22 protein-coding genes are annotated in these 16,714 nt (G+C 72.9%); 9 read left to right on the top strand and 13 right to left on the bottom strand.

Going from position 1 to position 16,714, the window contains the following annotated elements; translation table 11 throughout:
• Window positions 1-51: 51 nt before the first annotated feature.
• The 3 genes from LLS1_RS00110 to LLS1_RS00100 are packed head-to-tail and all read right to left on the bottom strand — an operon-like array spanning window position 52 to window position 1,680.
• On the bottom strand, window positions 52-1,065 hold the full coding sequence (locus LLS1_RS00110) for a YihY/virulence factor BrkB family protein (RefSeq protein WP_226653076.1): 1,014 nt from the start codon (window positions 1,063-1,065) through the stop codon (window positions 52-54).
• On the bottom strand, window positions 1,055-1,324 hold the full coding sequence (locus tag LLS1_RS00105; RefSeq protein WP_226653075.1) for a hypothetical protein: 270 nt from the start codon (window positions 1,322-1,324) through the stop codon (window positions 1,055-1,057). Before LLS1_RS00105 ends, LLS1_RS00110 begins: the two co-directional genes overlap by 11 nt.
• On the bottom strand, window positions 1,321-1,680 hold the full coding sequence (locus tag LLS1_RS00100) for a phage holin family protein (protein ID WP_374758227.1): 360 nt from the start codon (window positions 1,678-1,680) through the stop codon (window positions 1,321-1,323). The genes LLS1_RS00105 and LLS1_RS00100 overlap by 4 nt, the downstream gene beginning before the upstream one ends.
• A 165-nt stretch (window positions 1,681-1,845) precedes the next feature.
• Here LLS1_RS00100 and LLS1_RS00095 point away from each other — a divergent pair, with 165 nt between their 5' ends.
• From LLS1_RS00095 to crcB, 3 genes are read left to right on the top strand one after another with little or no spacing between them, the layout of a single operon-like run.
• Complete coding sequence (locus LLS1_RS00095) at window positions 1,846-2,373, top strand: universal stress protein (protein ID WP_223358843.1); 528 nt, start codon at window positions 1,846-1,848, stop codon at window positions 2,371-2,373.
• Window positions 2,370-2,828: a CrcB family protein gene (locus LLS1_RS00090; RefSeq protein WP_226653073.1), complete on the top strand. Its 459-nt coding sequence runs from the start codon at window positions 2,370-2,372 to the stop codon at window positions 2,826-2,828. Before LLS1_RS00095 ends, LLS1_RS00090 begins: the two co-directional genes overlap by 4 nt.
• The gene (crcB, locus tag LLS1_RS00085) at window positions 2,825-3,199 is read left to right on the top strand and encodes a fluoride efflux transporter CrcB (RefSeq protein WP_223358845.1); all 375 of its coding nucleotides are present in this window, start codon (window positions 2,825-2,827) and stop codon (window positions 3,197-3,199) included. Before LLS1_RS00090 ends, crcB begins: the two co-directional genes overlap by 4 nt.
• Window positions 3,200-3,205: 6 nt before the next feature.
• Here the strand turns inward: crcB and LLS1_RS00080 are convergent, their stop codons facing one another.
• Window positions 3,206-3,568, bottom strand: a complete 363-nt coding sequence (locus tag LLS1_RS00080) for a nuclear transport factor 2 family protein (RefSeq protein ID WP_223358846.1) — start codon at window positions 3,566-3,568, stop codon at window positions 3,206-3,208.
• 70 nt (window positions 3,569-3,638) lie between these two features.
• On the opposite strand from LLS1_RS00080, the gene LLS1_RS00075 reads away from it, so the two are divergent.
• A complete protein-coding gene (locus LLS1_RS00075; RefSeq protein ID WP_223358847.1) occupies window positions 3,639-4,139 on the top strand; it encodes a hypothetical protein in 501 nt (166 codons plus the stop codon).
• A gap of 52 nt (window positions 4,140-4,191) precedes the next feature.
• Here LLS1_RS00075 and panD read toward each other — a convergent pair whose 3' ends face one another.
• Together panD and LLS1_RS00065 are read right to left on the bottom strand one after the other, a co-directional pair.
• Window positions 4,192-4,605, bottom strand: a complete 414-nt coding sequence (gene panD / locus LLS1_RS00070) for an aspartate 1-decarboxylase (RefSeq protein WP_226653072.1) — start codon at window positions 4,603-4,605, stop codon at window positions 4,192-4,194.
• A gap of 9 nt (window positions 4,606-4,614) precedes the next feature.
• Window positions 4,615-5,067 (bottom strand): MarR family winged helix-turn-helix transcriptional regulator, encoded by a 453-nt coding sequence (locus LLS1_RS00065; RefSeq protein ID WP_226653071.1) that lies wholly within the window; start codon window positions 5,065-5,067, stop codon window positions 4,615-4,617.
• A 133-nt stretch (window positions 5,068-5,200) separates the two neighbouring features.
• Between LLS1_RS00065 and LLS1_RS00060 the strand changes: the two genes are divergently transcribed.
• From LLS1_RS00060 to LLS1_RS00045, 4 genes are all read left to right on the top strand, one after another.
• The gene (locus LLS1_RS00060; RefSeq protein ID WP_226653070.1) at window positions 5,201-6,394 is read left to right on the top strand and encodes an MFS transporter; all 1,194 of its coding nucleotides are present in this window, start codon (window positions 5,201-5,203) and stop codon (window positions 6,392-6,394) included.
• 86 nt (window positions 6,395-6,480) lie between these two features.
• Window positions 6,481-7,488, top strand: coding sequence for a hypothetical protein (locus LLS1_RS00055; protein WP_226653069.1), 1,008 nt, complete (start codon window positions 6,481-6,483; stop codon window positions 7,486-7,488).
• 82 nt (window positions 7,489-7,570) lie between these two features.
• Window positions 7,571-9,271: a hypothetical protein gene (locus tag LLS1_RS00050; protein ID WP_226653068.1), complete on the top strand. Its 1,701-nt coding sequence runs from the start codon at window positions 7,571-7,573 to the stop codon at window positions 9,269-9,271.
• Window positions 9,272-9,389: 118 nt separating this feature from the next.
• A complete protein-coding gene (locus LLS1_RS00045; RefSeq protein WP_223358853.1) occupies window positions 9,390-9,776 on the top strand; it encodes an META domain-containing protein in 387 nt (128 codons plus the stop codon).
• A gap of 77 nt (window positions 9,777-9,853) precedes the next feature.
• Here the strand turns inward: LLS1_RS00045 and LLS1_RS00040 are convergent, their stop codons facing one another.
• From LLS1_RS00040 to LLS1_RS00010, 7 genes are all read right to left on the bottom strand, one after another.
• The gene (locus LLS1_RS00040; protein WP_223358854.1) at window positions 9,854-10,147 is read right to left on the bottom strand and encodes a hypothetical protein; all 294 of its coding nucleotides are present in this window, start codon (window positions 10,145-10,147) and stop codon (window positions 9,854-9,856) included.
• A 133-nt stretch (window positions 10,148-10,280) separates the two neighbouring features.
• Window positions 10,281-11,339: an NAD(P)/FAD-dependent oxidoreductase gene (locus tag LLS1_RS00035; RefSeq protein WP_226653067.1), complete on the bottom strand. Its 1,059-nt coding sequence runs from the start codon at window positions 11,337-11,339 to the stop codon at window positions 10,281-10,283.
• Window positions 11,336-11,860 carry an isoprenylcysteine carboxyl methyltransferase family protein gene (locus LLS1_RS00030; protein ID WP_226653066.1) on the bottom strand — a complete coding sequence of 175 codons (525 nt, stop codon included), beginning with the start codon at window positions 11,858-11,860 and terminating at the stop codon, window positions 11,336-11,338. The genes LLS1_RS00035 and LLS1_RS00030 overlap by 4 nt, the downstream gene beginning before the upstream one ends.
• Complete coding sequence (locus LLS1_RS00025; RefSeq protein WP_226653065.1) at window positions 11,857-12,960, bottom strand: type III polyketide synthase; 1,104 nt, start codon at window positions 12,958-12,960, stop codon at window positions 11,857-11,859. Before LLS1_RS00025 ends, LLS1_RS00030 begins: the two co-directional genes overlap by 4 nt.
• Window positions 12,961-13,077: 117 nt before the next feature.
• Window positions 13,078-13,482 (bottom strand): RidA family protein, encoded by a 405-nt coding sequence (locus tag LLS1_RS00020; protein ID WP_223358857.1) that lies wholly within the window; start codon window positions 13,480-13,482, stop codon window positions 13,078-13,080.
• On the bottom strand, window positions 13,479-14,336 hold the full coding sequence (locus LLS1_RS00015; RefSeq protein WP_226653064.1) for an IclR family transcriptional regulator: 858 nt from the start codon (window positions 14,334-14,336) through the stop codon (window positions 13,479-13,481). The genes LLS1_RS00020 and LLS1_RS00015 overlap by 4 nt, the downstream gene beginning before the upstream one ends.
• Complete coding sequence (locus LLS1_RS00010) at window positions 14,333-15,340, bottom strand: sugar kinase (protein WP_226653063.1); 1,008 nt, start codon at window positions 15,338-15,340, stop codon at window positions 14,333-14,335. The genes LLS1_RS00015 and LLS1_RS00010 overlap by 4 nt, the downstream gene beginning before the upstream one ends.
• A 126-nt stretch (window positions 15,341-15,466) precedes the next feature.
• On the opposite strand from LLS1_RS00010, the gene LLS1_RS00005 reads away from it, so the two are divergent.
• Window positions 15,467-16,714: alanine racemase (locus tag LLS1_RS00005; RefSeq protein ID WP_226653062.1), on the top strand; the 1,248-nt coding region annotated here is incomplete at its 3' end.

Below are 16,714 nucleotides of genomic sequence, written 5' to 3'. Positions count from 1 at the left end.
CCGCTGCGCCGAAGCGCCGCGAAATGCCCACCGGACCGCCGACGCGGCCGACTATTCGCCGTCTCGAGGGTCCGGGGCCGCGTGCTGCTTGCGGAGCGCGCGGGCGGCGAGCACCGCTCCGGCCTCGGCGTCGCGGGCCTTCACGATGGCGGTCTCGGACTTGAGGGGGAGGCCGAGACCGTACTCGGCCTCCGCGCCGGCGAGGATCTCGCGCGTGCGCTCGACCTCCTTGTCCAGCTCGCCGCCCAGCAGGAGCGCGTTGTTCGCGATCCAGATCCAGAGCAGGAAGACGATGATGCCCGCGAGGGCGCCGTAGGTCTTGTCGTAGCTGCCGAAGTTGGAGACGTAGAACGCGAGCCCGGCCGACGCGACGCCGATGACCAGGATCGCCGTGATCGAGCCGAGCGTCACCCAGCGGAAGCGCGGATACTTCACGTTCGGCGCGACCCCGTAGAGCAGTGCGACCAGGACGACGAGCGCGAGGACCACGACGGGCCAGCGCAGGATGGACCACGCCGTCTGCGCCTCGTCCCCGAGGCCGATCGCGCCGCCGATCGCCTGCGCGATGGGCCCGGACACCACGAGCAGGATGGCGACGACGGCCACCAGGGCGAGCACCGCGATGGTGACGAGCAGCTGCGCCGGACGCAGGGCGAACGCCGTGCGACCCTCCTGCACGCCGTACACGCGATTGAGAGCGCGGCCGAAGCCGCCGACGTAGCCGGAGGCCGACCACACCGAGCCGACGATTCCGATCGCGAGCGCGAGGCCGGTCGCGGGGGAGCCGGCCAGGTCTTCGATCGGGCCGCGGACGACATCGAGCATCCCCGGCGCCACCTCATTGACCATCCCGAACAGTGCGTCGATGCCCGACCTGCTCTGGCCGACGAGGCCCAGGATGCTGACGAGGGCGATCATCGCCGGGAAGAGCGACAGCACGCCGAAATAGGTGAGCCCGGCCGCCAGATCGGTGCAGGCGTCGCGGGAGAAGCCGCGGAGCGTGCCCTTCAGGACGAAGCCCCAGGGCAGCCGGTACCAGGGCACGAGCGGGCGGTCAGCCGTCACGCCGGCGCTTCCCGATCAGCAGCGCGACCGCACCGGCGGCGGCAGCGGCCACAGCCAGAAGGATCCCGGCCGCGGCGACCGGGTGCGAGCGGATCTGCACGCGCGGGTTGAACGTCGCGAAGATGTCGTCGAGCGTGCTCGCCAGCTCGCTGCGTGTGAGCTCGAGGTCGAGCTGGATGGTGTTCATGCCGGCGTTCTTCGGCAGCGGCGGGCGGGAGCCTGCGGCGGTCGTCCCACGGGCGGTCGTCGGAGCGGTCACGGCTGCTGTCCCTTCAGTGCGTGCGCGTCGGCCTTCAGCTCGGAGCCGAGATCGTCGGGGAGGGGCGGGACGCCGCGCTTGAGGCTCGCGCGGCCGATCAGCGCCGCCAGCAGGGCGAGCAGGATCAGGATGCCCGCCACGATGAGCGCGGCGAGCCACGCGGGGACGACGAGCGCGAAGGCGAGGACGGCCGCGGTCACGAGCACTCCGAGCGCGAAGAACACGAAGACCAACGCGCCGACGAGCAGCCCGGCCCCGATGCCCGCCGCCTTGGCCTTCGCCGACATCTCCGCCTTGAAGAGGGCGAGTTCGGCCGAGACCAGGCGCTTCACTTGGGCGACCAGATCGCGCGTCAATTCCGGCAGCGGTCTGAGACCGCGCGTCGTGCGCCGCCGCTCCCTGGGGAGAGCGGACCCTGCCGTGGGGCGGCCCGTACGCGTGCTGTCCTGTGACATCGTGTGGTCATTCTCCCTTCACCCGTACCGTGACCGTACCCCGATGGGATGGTGCACACTAGGGACATGAGCGGTGACGACTCCCTCGGGCGGGGCGGAATCCTGGTGGCGGTCGTCGCCGGACAGCCGGTGGCCGTGCTCGAACAGGCAGCCCGGTTGGCCGACGACCTCGACGTCCCATTGATCTGCGCGACGGTCGACCCCAACCGGTACCTCGTGTCCAACTATGTCGACGGGACCGTGGTCGCGCTCCCGTACGACCCGGATCTCCCGGAGGCGGAGGACGAGGAGTTCGACGCCGAGCTGGAGGAGCGCATCCGCTCGGTGCTCGCCGGGCGGGGAGTGCCCTACACGCTGCGGCAGCTCGCAGGCGACCCGGCGTGGGCGCTCACCCGTCTCGCGGACGAACTGGACGCGCGGTACATCGTCGTCGGCACCCGGGAGGCAGGCCTGCGCGGCAGCCTCCGCGAGTTCTTCAACGGATCGGTCGCGGTGCACCTGGCGCATCGCCAGCACCGGCCGGTGATCGTCGTGCCCCTCGCACCCGTCCCCGGAGCCGAATCGCTGCCGTGGGAAGAGCCGCCGCAGAAGTGACGGCCCGCCGAACTGTCCCGGTGCACCTGCACGGGAGCTCCCTGCTGCTCGTCTTCGTGGGCGGTGCCCTCGGCACGACCGTGCGCTACTTGATCTCGGCGGCCGTGCCACCTGTCCTCGGCCTGCCGCTCGCGACCCTCGGCATCAACGTCGTCGGCGCTTTCGTGCTGGGCTGGCTGCTGGAGGCTCTCGCTCTGCGCGGGCCGGACGAAGGCCGTCGTCGTGCCGTCCGTCTCTTCGTGGGCACCGGCATCCTGGGTGGTTTCACCACCTACTCGGCGTTCGCCGTCGACACGGACGGGCTGATCGTCGCACAGAACGTCGGCGGGAGCATCGTCTACGCCGTCGCCACCGTGGCGGTCGGCGCGCTGGCCTCCGTCGCCGGCATCGCGGTCGGCGCGGCGATCGGTCGTCGACGGGCGAAGCGTGAGCAGCAGGAGGGGGAGGGCTCGTGACACCCGTGCTGGTGCTCGCCGTCGCCGTGGCGGGCGGTCTCGGCGCCGTCGCCCGGCTCGTCCTCGATGGCGTGACGCGCAGCCTCGTGCGCGTGAACTTCCCGCTCGGGACGACCGTCATCAACGTGACCGGCTCATTCCTGCTGGGGCTCGTGACCGGGCTCGCCCTGGCGAACGGGCTCCCGGCCGAGTGGCGTGCCATCCTCGGCACCGGCTTCCTCGGCGGCTACACGACGTTCAGCACCGCCAGCTACGAGACCGTGCGCCTCGCGCAGCAGCGACGCCACCGGGCCGCGTTGTTCAACGGCGTCGGGATGCTGTTGCTCGCGCTCGCCGCGGCCGGACTCGGCCTGTGGCTCGGCCAGTTGTGAGGGCGGTCAGTCCTCGCCGCCGTCCTGCTCCATCCACCACTCGGTGAACTCCTCGGCGCGGCCGTCCGGGGCCAGCAGGATCACCCACAGGTTGCTGTATGTGGGCCCATCGACGTAGTCGGTGACGCCCTCGACGAAATACTGCGGGCCGTCCTGGCCGAGCAACCGCCACTCGAACGAGGCGGCGCCGGGCTCGTCGCGCGCGTCGAGCCAGCCCTCCACGATCTCGATGTGGCCGTCCCACGGCTCCGCGAACGGTTCGGTGCGGTAGCTCGCGTCCTCGGTGAAGAGCGCCCGGATGTCGTCGGGGTCGTTCGACTCCCACGCCCGTCGGTAATCGTCGATCCAGCTGGTGATCGCGTCGGCCATGCCCCCGTTATACGCCCTGCCCGCGTCGACCCGCCAGCCTGGTGCAGCGGCCGCCGATACGATATGCGCCATGACTCCGGAGTTCGAGGACTGGGCGGCGTTCAACACGGCCGTCGCCGGCGCGGGGGCGGCCCTCGGCGGCCTCCTCATCGTCGCCTTGTCGGTCAACATCAGGCAGATCGCCGAGTCGCGCGGGCTCGCCGCGCGGGCGGGCGCCTCCATCGCCGCGCTGATCCTCGGGGTCGTGCTGTGCTGCCTGGGGCTCATCCCGGGCCAGCAGCAGATCGGCTTCGGCGTGCAGGTGCTGGTGGGCACCCTCCTGTGCGCTGTGCTGGCGGTCCTCGCCATCCGCGCCATCCGCGGTGACGGCACCAACCGGGAGTACCGACGCTACGACCTGGGCAACATCCTGCCGTTCGCGCTCCCGCTCGTCTTCTTCCTGGCGGGCGGCGTGCTCCTCATCGGGGCGATCGGCCTGCTCGGGATGGTGCTCGTCGCGATCGGCACCATCCTCGCGATCGTCGGCACCGTGCTGTTCTCGTGGATCGCCCTGGTGGAGGTGCTGAGGTAGTCCGCCCTCCGGCCTCAGCGCAGCGCACGGGATTCGGCGCAGCGCACGGGGTTCAGCGCAGCGCGAAGGGCGGTTCCTCCACTCCGGGTGTGAGGGCTTCGGCCGGATCGGAGCCGACCTCGACGATGCGGTTGCGCTCATCGACGTGTACGACGCTCGGCACGAACGTGCGTGCCTCCGCGTCGTCGAGCTGTGCGTACGACATGACGATCACGAGGTCGCCGACCCCGGCGAGGTGCGCGGCCGCGCCGTTGACGCCGATCACGCCACTGCCGCGCTCGCCGGGGATGAGGTAGGTCTCGAAGCGGTTGCCGTTGGCGATGTCGACGACGGCGACCTGCTCGCCCGGGAGGAGGTCGGCCGCGTCGAGGAGGTCGAGGTCGACCGTCAAGGAGCCGACGTAGTGCAGGTCGGCGTGCGTGACGGTCGCGCGGTGGAGCTTGGACTTGAACATGGTGCGGAGCATGGTCTTCTCTCAGCGGAGGGCGAGGGTGAGCTGCGGGAGGGCGGCGACGAGCGCGGCGAGCTCGGGAACGTCGGTCGCCTCCGCCAGCGCACGTTCGAGGGCGGCGTCGTGCACGGGCCGGGCGCGGTCGAGGAGCTCGTGCCCGGGGCGGGTGAGCTCGGTGTAGATGCCGCGACGGTCGTCGAGACAGTCGACCCGGGTGAGGAGGCCGCGCTCCTCCAACCGGTTGACCAGGCGCGTGGTCGCGCTCGGGCTGAGCGCGCTCGCGCGGGCCAGCTGCTGCATGCGCATGTGCCAGCCGTCCTGCCGGTTGAGGGCGTCGAGCACCGTGTATTCGACGACCGAGAGCCCGGCTTGGCGAGAGAGGGCGCGCTCGAGCCCGGTCTCGATGAAGTTGTGCAGCGCGGCGAGCGTGCGCCAGCCCTGGGCCCGCACCTCGACGGCGTCGTCTCCGATCCCCACGGGGTCTCCTCTGGTCGGTTCGAGTGCTCGGGGTTGCGCAAAGTAATTGCACGTGCAACTATTTATGGCGCGTCTGCAACTAACAGACTACGCGCCCCGCGCATCCACCCCTCACACTTCACGGAGTCTTCACATGCCCGCTGGCCTGATCGCCCTCGCACTCGGGGGTTTCGGCATCGGCCTCACCGAGTTCGTCATCGCCGGGCTGCTGCCCGAGGTCGCCGCCGATTTCCACGTCGACGAGGCCACCGCCGGATGGCTCATCTCCGGCTACGCGCTCGCGGTCGCGGTCGGCGCGATCGCGCTCACGGCCGCAGCGACCCGGGTCCCGCGCAAAGCCGCTCTGCTCGGCCTCATGGTGCTCTTCATCGCGGGCAATCTGATGTCGGCGCTCGCCCCGACCTACGGTGTCATGCTCGGCGGCCGCATCGTCGCCGCCCTCTGCCACGGTGCCTTCTTCGGCATCGGATCGGTCGTCGCGGCCGGTCTCGTCGCACCGGAGAAGCGCGCGAGCGCCATCGCGATCATGTTCACCGGGCTCACCGCGGCGAACGTCCTCGGCGTGCCGCTGGGCACCCTGCTCGGCCAGGCGGCCGGCTGGCGATCCACCTTCTGGGCGATCACGGGCATCGGCGTGCTCGCCCTGATCGGCGTGGCCGTGCTCGTCCCGCGGGAGGACGCCGACACTGCGGCACCCGGCCTCCGGCGCGAGCTCGGCGCGTTCCGCTCCGGGCAGGTCTGGCTCTCGCTCGCCGCGACGGTGCTGGGCTTCGGCGGGATGTTCGGCGCCTTCACCTACATCGCGTACACACTCACCGGTGTCTCGGGCTTCGCGTCCGGCGCGGTCCCGTGGCTGCTCATCCTGTTCGGACTCGGGCTCTTCGCCGGCAATGCGGTCGGTGGGCGGCTCGCGGACCGCTCCATCGATCGGACCCTGCTGGTGCTCCTCGCCGTGCTCGCCCTGGTGCTCATCGCCTTCGCGCTCGTCGCCGGGATGCCCGTCCCGGCGGTGATCGCCCTCGTGCTCATGGGTGCCGCGGGCTTCGCGACCGTGCCCGCCCTGCAGCTGCGGGTGCTGACCTACGCCGATCACGCGCCCACCCTCGCCTCGGGCGCCAACATCGCCGCCTTCAACGTGGGCAACGCGCTCGGCGCCTGGCTCGGCGGGCTCACCATCGCGGCCGGCCTGGGGTACACCTCGCCGCTGTGGGTCGGCGCCGGGATGACCGTCGCCGCACTCCTGGTCGTCGCAGTGGCGGCCGGAGCGGCGAACCGGGCCTCCCGCCGGTCATCACTCACGACCTCGGAAGAATCGCTTCCGGTCTAGTAGACGACGGCGTACACTCGACCTCGTCTCGAACGGACCAGACCAACCGGAAGTGCTCGGAACCTGACGATCAGGGGGTGATCGTGATGGATGCAGCAGCAGAGGACCTGCTCCCATCGCGGCCTCCTGTCCTCCGGGTGATCCTCGGTTCGCTCCTCGGCGGAGCCGGTCTGGTCGCCCTCGGGCTGTTGTTCGGCGGAGGCTCCGCGCACGCCGACGATGCGACGCCCCCTCCGCCTCCCGCCGCCGCGTCGTCCGGGCTGGGCGGGGTCGTCTCCGGCCTGACGAGCGGACTCGGTGACGCGGTCTCCGGCGTGACGAGCGGGCTCGGCCAGACGGCCGATGCTGCGACGTCGAGTGTCGCTCCGGTGCTCCCGGAGCCCGTGCAGCAAGCCGTCTCGGCGGTCGTGACCCCGGTCGCCTCCGCCGTCTCGGACGTGGCCGCAGCGGACCCCGTGTCCACCGTGGTCCAGCCCGTCGCCTCGGCGGTCGACACGGCCGTCTCCTCCACCCCGGTCGTCGGCGACGTCGTGACCGGGCTCGTCGGGAGCGGCACACCGGTCCAGTCGGTCACCGCGCCCGTCACCGGCCTCGTGGACCAGACGGTGACCGGCGTCGCGGGCGTCGTGACCGACTCCGTCGCGCCGCTGGCGCCGGGTACCTCGACCCCTCCGGTCGTCTCCCTCCCCGGTCTTCCGGGAGCGGGAGGCCAGGCCGTCCCGACCATCTCCGGGGCGGCTGAAGCGGCCCTCGCTGCGGCGGCCTCCGATGCGACCGACGGCCGCTCTGTCACTGGTCTGTCCGGCCTTCCCCTGCTCTCCGGTCACGCGGGCGCCACCGGTGCGTCTTCCGCCGGCGGGGCGTCCGCTCCTGGACCGGTCGCGCCCGGCGATCCGCGGCCAGACGGCCAGGCTCCTCCCGGCGTGCCCTCGGGCAGCGCGGGAGGCGGATCCGGCACACCCGGTCCCGCGGTCGCGGCAATCGCGGACGGCTCGGCCCTGCCCGGGCGTGCTCTCGGGGTCGCCGCCGCGTCTTCTTCGGACGACCGAATTCCGGCGTCCCCCGTCGCCGACCACGACACCAGCCCCGACTGAGTGGGTCTCGTCTGCCTGCGGGCAGAACGCGACCATGCCTCCCGAGCGGAGGCGCATCGACACTCATTCGAAAGGCTGAATCATGAACAAGTACGTTTCGCGAGGGTTGTGGATCACCCTCTGCGCCGGCGGCCTGTGGCTGGCGGGCACTGCGGCGGCGAACGCCGCTGAGGCCCCGTCCGCAGACAGCGCCGGCTCCGGCGGCGCCCAGGCGCTCGTCGGGCTCTCCGTGCCGGTCACTCTCTCCGGCGACGGCATCTCGGTCGTGGGCGACTCCTCGTCCGCGTCGTCCGCCTCCAGCGCCCCGGCTCCCGCCCCGGCGCCGTCCGCCACGATCGACCCGTCCGCTGTCGGCGGCATCCTCGGCGGCACGCAGGCGGTGGCCGATGTGTCCGTCCCCGTCACGGTCACGGGCAACGCGGTCAGCGTGGTCGGTGACGCGGGCAGCGCGGACTCGGCAGCCACGGCCCCCGCGGCTGCTCCGGCTCCCGCCGCGACGGCCACCGCAGCCGGCGACTCCGGCGACGGCCTGCTCGGCGACGTGCAGGCCCCCGTCTCCGCCGCGGTGCCCGTCACCGTCGGCGGCAACGCGATCAGTGTGCTGGGTGACTCGTCGTCGACGGGCTCGGCGGCGTCGGTTCCGGCTGCCTCCGGGTCCGGGCCGTCGGCATCGGCGACGGGCGCCGGCTCCTCGGACGGCGGCCTGCTCGGCGCCATCCAGGCCCCGGTGGATGCGGCGGTCCCGGTGACGGCGGGCGGCAACGCGATCAGTGTGCTGGGTGACTCGTCGTCGACGGGTGCGGCCACCTCGGCTCCGGCCGGGTCCGGCTCGGGCGCGTCAGCCACCGCAGGTTCCGCCTCCGGCGGGACCGGCTCGGGTCTGCTCGGTGACGTGCAGGCGGTCGTGGGCGCGGACGCTCCCGTGACGGCGGGCGGCAACGCGATCAGCGTGCTGGGTGACTCGTCGTCGACAGGCTCGGCGGCGTCGGTTCCGGCTGCCTCCGGGTCCGGGCCGTCGGCATCGGCGACGGGCGCCGGCTCCTCGGACGGCGGCCTGCTCGGCGCCATCCAGGCCCCGGTGGATGCGGCGGTCCCGGTGACGGCGGGCGGCAACGCGATCAGCGTCGTGGGCGACTCGACGTCGACCGGTTCCTCGACCACCGCGCCGGCGACCGGCGGCACGACGGCCACCGGGAACGGCTCCGACGGCGGCCTGCTCGGCAGCGGCATCCAGCTTCCGATCGATGCGGGAGTTCCGGTGACGGCCGGCGGCAACGCAGTGAGCGTCGTGGGCGACTCGTCCAGCGACTCCTCCACCGTGGTGGCCCCGGCGACGGGCGGCACTACGGCGACGGGAGGGGGCACCGACCCGGGTACGGGGCTGCTCGGCGGCCTGCTCCCCGTCGAGGCGCCGGTCGGACTGGAGGTGCCGGTGACCATCGGCGGCAACGCGATCAGCGTGATCGGCGACAGCGGGACGACGGGATCGACCTCGACCCCGACCACTCCCACCACCCCGACGACGCCGACCACTCCCACCACCCCGACGACACCCTCGACCCCGGCCACCCCGGGTGACGGCACCGTCATCGGCGCGGTGGGAACGATGCCCGCCTCGGCCGGCGCGGTGGTCGCCCTCGGCACCGGCGGCTCGGCGATGCTCGCGTCGACGGGAACCAACGAACTGGCCCTCGGCGCCCTCGCGGCGCTGCTCGCCCTTCTCGGAGTGATGGCGCTCTTCACGGCGGCCAGCCGCGAGCGTCGGCACCACCGCACGCGGTAGGCGTGCGTTCGGCCTGCGGGCCGTCGGCACCCGGCCGGCGGCCCGCTTCGCCCTGCCCGCCCGCGACGGCGTTTTGCCCCATTCCCTGCGCACCCGCCCACCCGCTACGGTGTGAGCCATGAACAGCCTGCGCCGCGTCCGCGCCACCCGCCCCGTCCGTGCCGCTCTCGCCTTCGCCGCGGTCGCTGCGGTGATCGCGCTGAGCGGATGCTCCTCCTCGGCGTCGTCCTTCACGGGGACGTGGGGCTCGACGGCCGCGGGGCAGCCTCATCTGACGATCCAGGACGACGGGACGTTCAGCGGCAACGACGGCTGCAACGACCTGTCGGGCAAGGGGACGGTGAGCGGCGACACGTTCACGTTCGGCCCGTTCGCGTCGACGCTGAAGGCCTGCGAAGGCGTCAACCCGTGGCTGAACATCGCTGTCACGGCGAAGGTGTCGGGCGATGAGCTGGTCGTCTACAAGAACGGCGGAGGCAAGATCGGCACGCTCGCCAAGGGCTGAGCGTGCCGATCCTGTGAGTGAGAGGGCGCCGTGCATGTGCCTTGGGGGATCAGCTGCACGACGCCCCCTCGTCCCGATCAGAACCCGATGGGTCGACCGGGAGTCAGTGGTTCCTCGCTCGCCGAGAAGGGCTTGCCGTCGTTGTGCTCGAGCTCTCGGCGCTCCACCTCGGCGAGCAGTGCCTTCGTGAGCATCTCGGACCAGCTGCTGTCGCGCTCCGCGAACGACGTGGCGCGGTAGACCGCTCGTGCGCGGTTGCGCAGCGCGTCAGACAGATAGAACGTGATCGTGGTGCGCTGCCGTTTGGTCGTCGCCGGCGTGACGGTCGTGGATGGAGACCGGAAGCCTGATGCCTCGGACGGCTTGCTCATTCCCGACCTCCTGGAATATCACACGGTTACAACGGATCTTCCAAATGCTAACGCTGCCGACCCCAAGCGCGCATCATTTAGGCCTTCCTATGCATGCAATACCCGCGCCGCAGTCACCGGCCGGGGCCTGTCGTCAGCGAGAGAGGCGCTCGACGATGGAGCCGAACAGCTCGGGTCGCGCGACGGCCGTCGGCACGATGCGGGGGCGGAAGGGCGACCGCGCGGCGAGGACGAGCGCGGAGGTCAGCATCCGGAAGTCCCTCGTCGTCGCGCGCCAGGCTCGTTCGTACTGAGTGGTGTCGCCCGCGCGCACGGCGGCGACCGCGGCGCGCGCCTGCGCGAACCCGACGCGCATCCCCTCCCCGGTGAGTGCGTCGACGTAGCCGGAGGCGTCTCCCGCCAGCAGCACCCGCCCCGACGCACGCGACCGGGCGCGCTGCAGCAGCGGCCCCGCCCCGCGCGTCGGTCCCAGCTGCAGGGCGCCCTCCAGTCGCGCGGCGAGATCCGGGAGCGAGGCGAGCACGGCGTCCTGGTCGAGGGGCCGCCGACCGAGCACGGCGACGCCGACGGTCCCGGCGTCGACGGGGGTCACGTACGCCTCCGCCTCCGGAGACCAGTGCACCTCGACGAGGTCCGTCCAGGGCTCGACGGCGTAGTGGCGGCGCACCCCGAACCGGCGCCGGCTCTCCGCCTGCGGCCGGTGGTCGAGGCCGAGCAGGCGCCGCACGGGGGAGTGGAGGCCGTCGGCTGCGATCACCCACGGCGCCTCGACCGCGCCGCCGCCGGCCAGTTCGAGGCGCACGCCGTCGCGCCGCTGCGCGAGTGCGCTGACACGGCCCCTCAGCCTCCGCGCGCCTCGTTCGTCCGCACGGAGCGCGAGGGCGTCGTGCAGCACCGTGCGCCGCACCCCGCGGCCGGGACGCGCGGCGAAGCGGTGCTCCACGCGTGCGTCGCCGCGGACGTACGCGATGCCGGCGAGCGGGCTGCCCGGCGGGTCGACGCCGATGCGGTCCAGGGCCGCCAGTGCGCCGGGCATCAGCCCTTCGCCGCACGCCTTGTCGATCGGGCCGTCGCGCGGCTCGATCACCAGCACCTCCATGCCGTGGAGGCGCGCCTCGATGGCGCAGGCGAGCCCCACGGGTCCGCCGCCGACGACGATCAGGTCGGCATCGCCCCGCGGGGCGCCGCTCATGCGCGAGCGGGCAGGACGGTCGCCAGCGCGCGGTCCTCGCACGGGATGCGCACGGCGAGCAGGAGCACGGCGTTCAGGACGGTGAAGGCGATCGCCGTGATCCACGCGGTGTGCACCAGCGGCAGGGCGAAACCCTCGACCACGACGGCGACGTAGTTCGGGTGCTTCAGCCACCGGTACGGTCCGCTCGCCACGAGCGGCAGGTCGCGCACGATGATCACGCGCGTGTTCCAGCGGGGCCCCAGCGCGGCGATGCACCACCAGCGCAGCGCCTGGCTGGCCAGCACCAGCGCGAGCATCGGCCAGCCCAGCCCGGGCAGGAAGGGGCGGTCGCCGAACCAGACCTCTGCGAGGCAGGCGAGCAGGAGGCCGGTGTGCAGCGCCACCATCGGGGGGAAGTGGCCGCGCCCGAACTCCACACCGCCGCGCGCGAACGACCAGCGCGCGTTGCGTGCGGAGACGACCAGCTCGGCGATGCGCTCGCCACCGGTGGCGAGCACGAGCACCGTGTACCAGATCACGCTGCGACACCGAGGGGCTCGGGGACACGCGGGGCGCCGTCCGCCCAGCGGAGCAGGACGAGCTCGCTCGTCACCCCCGGTCCGAGCGCGAACAGGAGGCCGACCGTGCCGGGGCCGTGCGCATCCAGCTGCTCGGCGAGAACGTGCAGCACCGCGGCCGACGAGAGGTTGCCCACCCGTGCCAGCGACCGCCAGCTTGCGTCGAGCGCCCCCTCGGGCAGGTCGAGCGCCTGGGCGAACGCCTCCAGCACCTTCGGGCCGCCGGGATGCGCGGCCCACGCGCCCACGTCGCTCACCTCGAGGTCGTGCGCGGCGAGGATCCCGCGGGCGTCCCCGGCGAAGTTCCGCTCGATCACGTCGGGCACGCCCGCGCTCAGCACGATGCGGAACCCCGTGCCTCCGATGTCCCAGCCGATCACGTCGGCGGTGTCGGGGTAGATGCGGCTGCGGGTGTCGACGACCTCCGGCCCGGCGATCCCGAGCGTCAGGGCCCGCTCGTCTCCGACCATCACGACCGCGGCCGCACCGTCGCCGAAGAGGCCGCTGGCGACGATGTTGGCCATCGAGTCGTCGGCCGCCTGCACGGTCAGCGAGCAGAGCTCGACCGAGAGCAGCACCGCGACCTCCCCCGGATGCCCGGCCAGGTAGTCGTGCACGCGCGCGATGCCGGCGGCTCCGGCGACGCAGCCCAGTCCGAAGCTCGGCAGGCGCTTGACATCGGGCCGCAGCCCCAGACGCGCGACCAGCTGGGCGTCGATCGACGGGGCCGCGATACCGGTGACCGAGGTGAAGAGCAGGAAGTCGACATCGGCCGGCTGCAGCCCCGCCGAGACCAGCGCGCCGGTCACCGCCCGCTCGGCCAGCGTCGTCCCCTCGGCGATGAAGAAGTCGTTGGACTCCTGGAACGAGGCGAGCGAGCTGTACCGCTCCAGCGGCATGACCAGGCTGCGCGTCTCGACCCCGCTGGCCGCGTGGATGCGCCGCATGACGGCCTGGCGCTGCGGGTCCGGGGTGATCATCCCCAGCAGCGCGGTCGTGATCTCCTGCTGGGGGTAGCTGCGGGCCGGGAGCACCGGCGCCACCGACACGATTCGGCTCACACGCGCAACGTACACCCGGCGCACGCCCCGCGACGACGGCTCACGGCCGCCTCACATTTGGACCGAATGTCGGCTTCCAGTGCGCGATTCGCGACATTCGGTCCACATGTGTGCCGCTCAGGCGAGCACGGCCAGCGCGTCGATCTCCACGAGCATCTCCGCCCGGGGCAGCCCGGTGAACACGGTGGTGCGGGCCGGCAGCACGCCGGAGGCGACGCGGGCGCCGACGAACTCGCCGTAGGCCTCGTTCATCGGGCCGAAGTCGTCGCGCGTGGTCAGGTAGACGCGCAGCATCATCACGTCGTCGAAGGTCGCTCCTCCGGCGGCGAGGATCGCCTCCACGTTCTGCAGGGTGCGGATGGTCTGCGCCTTCACATCGCCCGGGTGCAGGTATTCGCTGGTGGCGGGGTCGACCGGGCCCTGGCCCGACACCTGCAGGAAGGGTCCGCGGCGGACGCCCTGCGAGAAGGTGTGCGCGGGCGGCGGTGCGTCGGCGGTGGAGACGGCGAGGCGGTCGGTCATGCGGTGCCTTTCGGTGCGGCGGACACGGGTGCGCCCGCGTCGGTGGGGAAGGGGGATGCGGTGGAGGATGAGGCGTGGGCGGCCTCCGGGAGCACCGCCAGGGGGATCGACCTCGCGGGCGCCCCCAGCTCGGCGGAGATGCGGGCGGTCGCGGCGAGCAGCGCGGGGAGCAGCGCGAGCACGCCCTCGTACGGCAGCACGACGTTCGGGACCGACACCGACACCGCGGCGGCGACCCGGCCGTCGGCGCCGAACACCGGTGCTCCCACGCAGTTCATGAAGGTCTCGTGCTCCTCGTGGTCTTCGGCCCAGCCGCGGTCGGCGCTCCGACGGACCTCGGCGACCAGGTCGGCGGCGCCGCTGATCGTGCGGTCCGTGTAGTGCTCGAACACCACGGTGGAGACGACGCGATCGAGCTCGGCGTCGTCGAGCGCGCCGAGCAGCACCTTGCCGACGGCGGTCGCGTGGAGGGCGGCGGGCAGCCCGACACGTGAGTACATGCGCAGCGGCTGCCGCGACTCGACCTTGTCGATATAGGTGACGACGCCGTCCTGGTAGGTCGCCAAGTGCACCGTCTGCCCGGTCTCGGCGGCGAGCGAGCGGAGGGCGGGGGAGGCCGCAGTGCGCACGTCGCGGGTGTCGAGGGCGCTCTCGGCGAGAGCGAAGACCGCCGGGCCGAGGTGGTACCGGTGCCCGCTGTCGCGCCCGACGAAGCCGCGCTGCTCCAGCGTCTGCAGGAGGCGCAGCACGGTGCTCTTGTGCACTCCGACCTGGTCGGCCAGCGCATCGAGGGTGGCGGTGCCGCGCGAGACGAGGTCGAGCACGTCGAGTGCGCGGGCGAGGGACTGGCTCATGCGGACCTCCACGGGAGCTCTCCGGGGTGCACCCGCCACCCGGACCACGCCCCCGCGGCGCGCGCGATCGTCTCGCGCTCCGCCACCGTCGGGACGGTGAGCGGACGGTCGCCGTGGCCGATGAGCGTCGCCGCGGCGAGGGCGTGGCCGAGCCGCAGGCAGGCCTCGTCGTCGCGGCCCTCGGCGAGGCCGGCGAGGAACCCGGCGGCGAACGCGTCGCCCGCGCCGACCGGCTCCACGACCTCCACGCTCAGGCACGGCACGTGGGTCTCCTGGCCGTCGCGACGGTGCACCGAGGCGCGGTGGGCGTCGTGCTTGAGCACGATCGCAGTCAGCTGCGGGAACGAGGCGAAGAGCTGCGCCGGGTCGGCGTGGCCGAAGTACGTGCCCGCCTCGTCGTGTCCGGCGAAGAGGAGGTCGGCCTGGGCGACGAGGGCGTCAAGCGGTGCGGTGTCGCGGCCCTCCCAGAGGCGCGGCCGGTGGTTCAGATCGACGCTGATCATGGCGTCCGGGCCGACGGCGTCGCGCAGGCCACCGGTCGCCGCGGCCGCGGTCGACGAGAGGGCGGCCGTGATCCCGCTGGTATGCACGTGCGTGGCGCGCTGCAGGAGCGACGCCGCGTTCCCGCGGCGCAGCAGGTCGGCGTCGATCGCCGCTGCGGCCGAGTCGCGGCGGTGGTAGTGCATCCGGGTGCGGACGCCCTCCGGCGCGACCGTGGACTCCTTGATGTACAGCCCGGTGGGGCGTGACTCGTCGCGCTCGACGGCCGAGACGTCCAGGCCGGCGTCGTCGGCGACGCGGAGGATTCGCTCGCCGAAGCCGTCCGCTCCCAGCCGGGAGACCCAGGCGGTGGGCAGGCCGAGGCGGGCGAGGGAGGTGGCGACGTTGAACTCGGCGCCGCCCACGTCGGAGCCGAAGGTCTGAGCCTCGGCGAGCGGGCGATGCGCCTCCGGGTAGAGCGCGATGAGGGCTTCGCCGAGGGTGACGAGCAGGGGCGACGGCATCGCGCCTCCTCTCCGAGTGCTCTTGGCGGACGTCCAGGGGCATGCTAGAACAGACGGAGCACGACGTGCAACGAGCGTTGCAACATACGCAACGCGCGGCTCCTGATCCCCGTTCGAAGGACCGACGTGAGAGAGTACAAGGCCGTTCCGCTGGGCTACGCGCTCGCCGATGTCGCCGCGCTCGGCACCGCGCGGCCCCCGCTGCGCGAGTTCCCCACTCCGCTCGTGACCCTCAGTGAGAGCGCCGTCGCACACAACCTCGCGACGATGGCCGAGTGGTGCCGCAGCACGGGCGTCTCGCTGGCACCCCACGGCAAGACGACGATGAGCCGGGAGCTCTGGCAGCGCCAGCTGGACGCCGGTGCGTGGGGCATCACCGTCGCGACGCCGTGGCAGGCGTCCGTCGCGCTGGGCTGGGGCATCCCGCGGGTGCTGCTCGCCAACGCGCTGGTGCAGCCCGCTGCGGTGCGCGCCTTCGCCCCCCACACCTCCCGGCTCACCGTCTGGGCGGACTCGGTGCGCGCCGTCGAGATCATGTCCGACGCGCTGACCGACGCCGCTGCCACCGCGGCGGAGCCGCTCGCCGTGCTGGTCGAGCTCGGCGCTCCCGGCGGGCGCACGGGCGCCCGCACCGTGCAGGAGGCGCTCGCCGTCGGACGCGCCGTCGCGGACTCTCCGGTGCTGCGGCTGGCGGGCGTCGCCGGATACGAAGGAGCCCTCGCGCACGACGGCAGCGCCGAGAGTCTCGCGACCGTGCGGGCGTATCTCGAGACGCTCGCGGCCCTGCACGACGCGTTCGAGGAGGCGGGACTGTACCCGGAGGGCGCACCCGTCGTCCTCACCGCGGGCGGCAGCGCCTACTTCGACGTGGTGGCGGACGTCCTCGCGCCGCGTCGCGACCTGGCAGGATCCCGCGGCCGCGTCGTCGACGTCCTGCTGCGCTCCGGCGCCTACGTCACGCACGACGACGGGTTCTACAGCGTCATCACCCCGCTCGGCCGGGTGGGAGGCGGCCCCTTCCGGTCGGCCATCCACGGCTGGGCGACGGTCGTCTCGCGACCGGAACCGGGGCTCGCCCTCGTCGACGCGGGCAAGCGGGACTTCCCGTACGACGAGGGGCTGCCGGTCCCGCAGGCCGTGCGGCCGCGCGGCGCCGACCGCGACCTCCCGCTCGATGGCGCCGTGGTCACCGCCCTCAACGACCAGCACGCGTTCGTGCGCCTTCCTGCGCACGCCACCGTGGAGGTCGGCGACGTGATCCGCTTCGGCCTCTCGCACCCCTGCACCACCTTCGACAAGTGGCGCGCGCTCGCCGTGGTGGACGACGCCCTCGCCGGCCCCCCCCCGGGGGGGGGGCGGGGGGGGGGCCCCCGG

This window comes from Leifsonia sp. LS1, from assembly GCF_020521355.1.
Taxonomy (GTDB): Bacteria; Actinomycetota; Actinomycetes; order Actinomycetales; family Microbacteriaceae; genus Leifsonia.
Note: the sequence above shows the minus strand (reverse complement) of the source record. Positions and strands in the feature narration are given on the sequence as shown.

Excerpts from the sequence above, each read along its gene's own strand:
- panD (WP_226653072.1), bottom strand. The coding sequence starts at position 4,605 with ATGCTCCGCACCATGTTCAAGTCCAAGCTCCACCGCGCGACCGTCACG.
- LLS1_RS00050 (WP_226653068.1), top strand. The coding sequence starts at position 7,571 with ATGAACAAGTACGTTTCGCGAGGGTTGTGGATCACCCTCTGCGCCGGC.
- LLS1_RS00020 (WP_223358857.1), bottom strand. The coding sequence starts at position 13,482 with ATGACCGACCGCCTCGCCGTCTCCACCGCCGACGCACCGCCGCCCGCG.
- LLS1_RS00060 (WP_226653070.1), top strand. The coding sequence starts at position 5,201 with ATGCCCGCTGGCCTGATCGCCCTCGCACTCGGGGGTTTCGGCATCGGC.
- LLS1_RS00080 (WP_223358846.1), bottom strand. The coding sequence starts at position 3,568 with ATGGCCGACGCGATCACCAGCTGGATCGACGATTACCGACGGGCGTGG.
- LLS1_RS00095 (WP_223358843.1), top strand. The coding sequence starts at position 1,846 with ATGAGCGGTGACGACTCCCTCGGGCGGGGCGGAATCCTGGTGGCGGTC.
- LLS1_RS00075 (WP_223358847.1), top strand. The coding sequence starts at position 3,639 with ATGACTCCGGAGTTCGAGGACTGGGCGGCGTTCAACACGGCCGTCGCC.
- LLS1_RS00010 (WP_226653063.1), bottom strand. The coding sequence starts at position 15,340 with ATGCCGTCGCCCCTGCTCGTCACCCTCGGCGAAGCCCTCATCGCGCTC.
- LLS1_RS00035 (WP_226653067.1), bottom strand. The coding sequence starts at position 11,339 with ATGAGCGGCGCCCCGCGGGGCGATGCCGACCTGATCGTCGTCGGCGGC.
- LLS1_RS00055 (WP_226653069.1), top strand. The coding sequence starts at position 6,481 with ATGGATGCAGCAGCAGAGGACCTGCTCCCATCGCGGCCTCCTGTCCTC.
- LLS1_RS00040 (WP_223358854.1), bottom strand. The coding sequence starts at position 10,147 with ATGAGCAAGCCGTCCGAGGCATCAGGCTTCCGGTCTCCATCCACGACC.
- LLS1_RS00045 (WP_223358853.1), top strand. The coding sequence starts at position 9,390 with ATGAACAGCCTGCGCCGCGTCCGCGCCACCCGCCCCGTCCGTGCCGCT.
- LLS1_RS00015 (WP_226653064.1), bottom strand. The coding sequence starts at position 14,336 with ATGAGCCAGTCCCTCGCCCGCGCACTCGACGTGCTCGACCTCGTCTCG.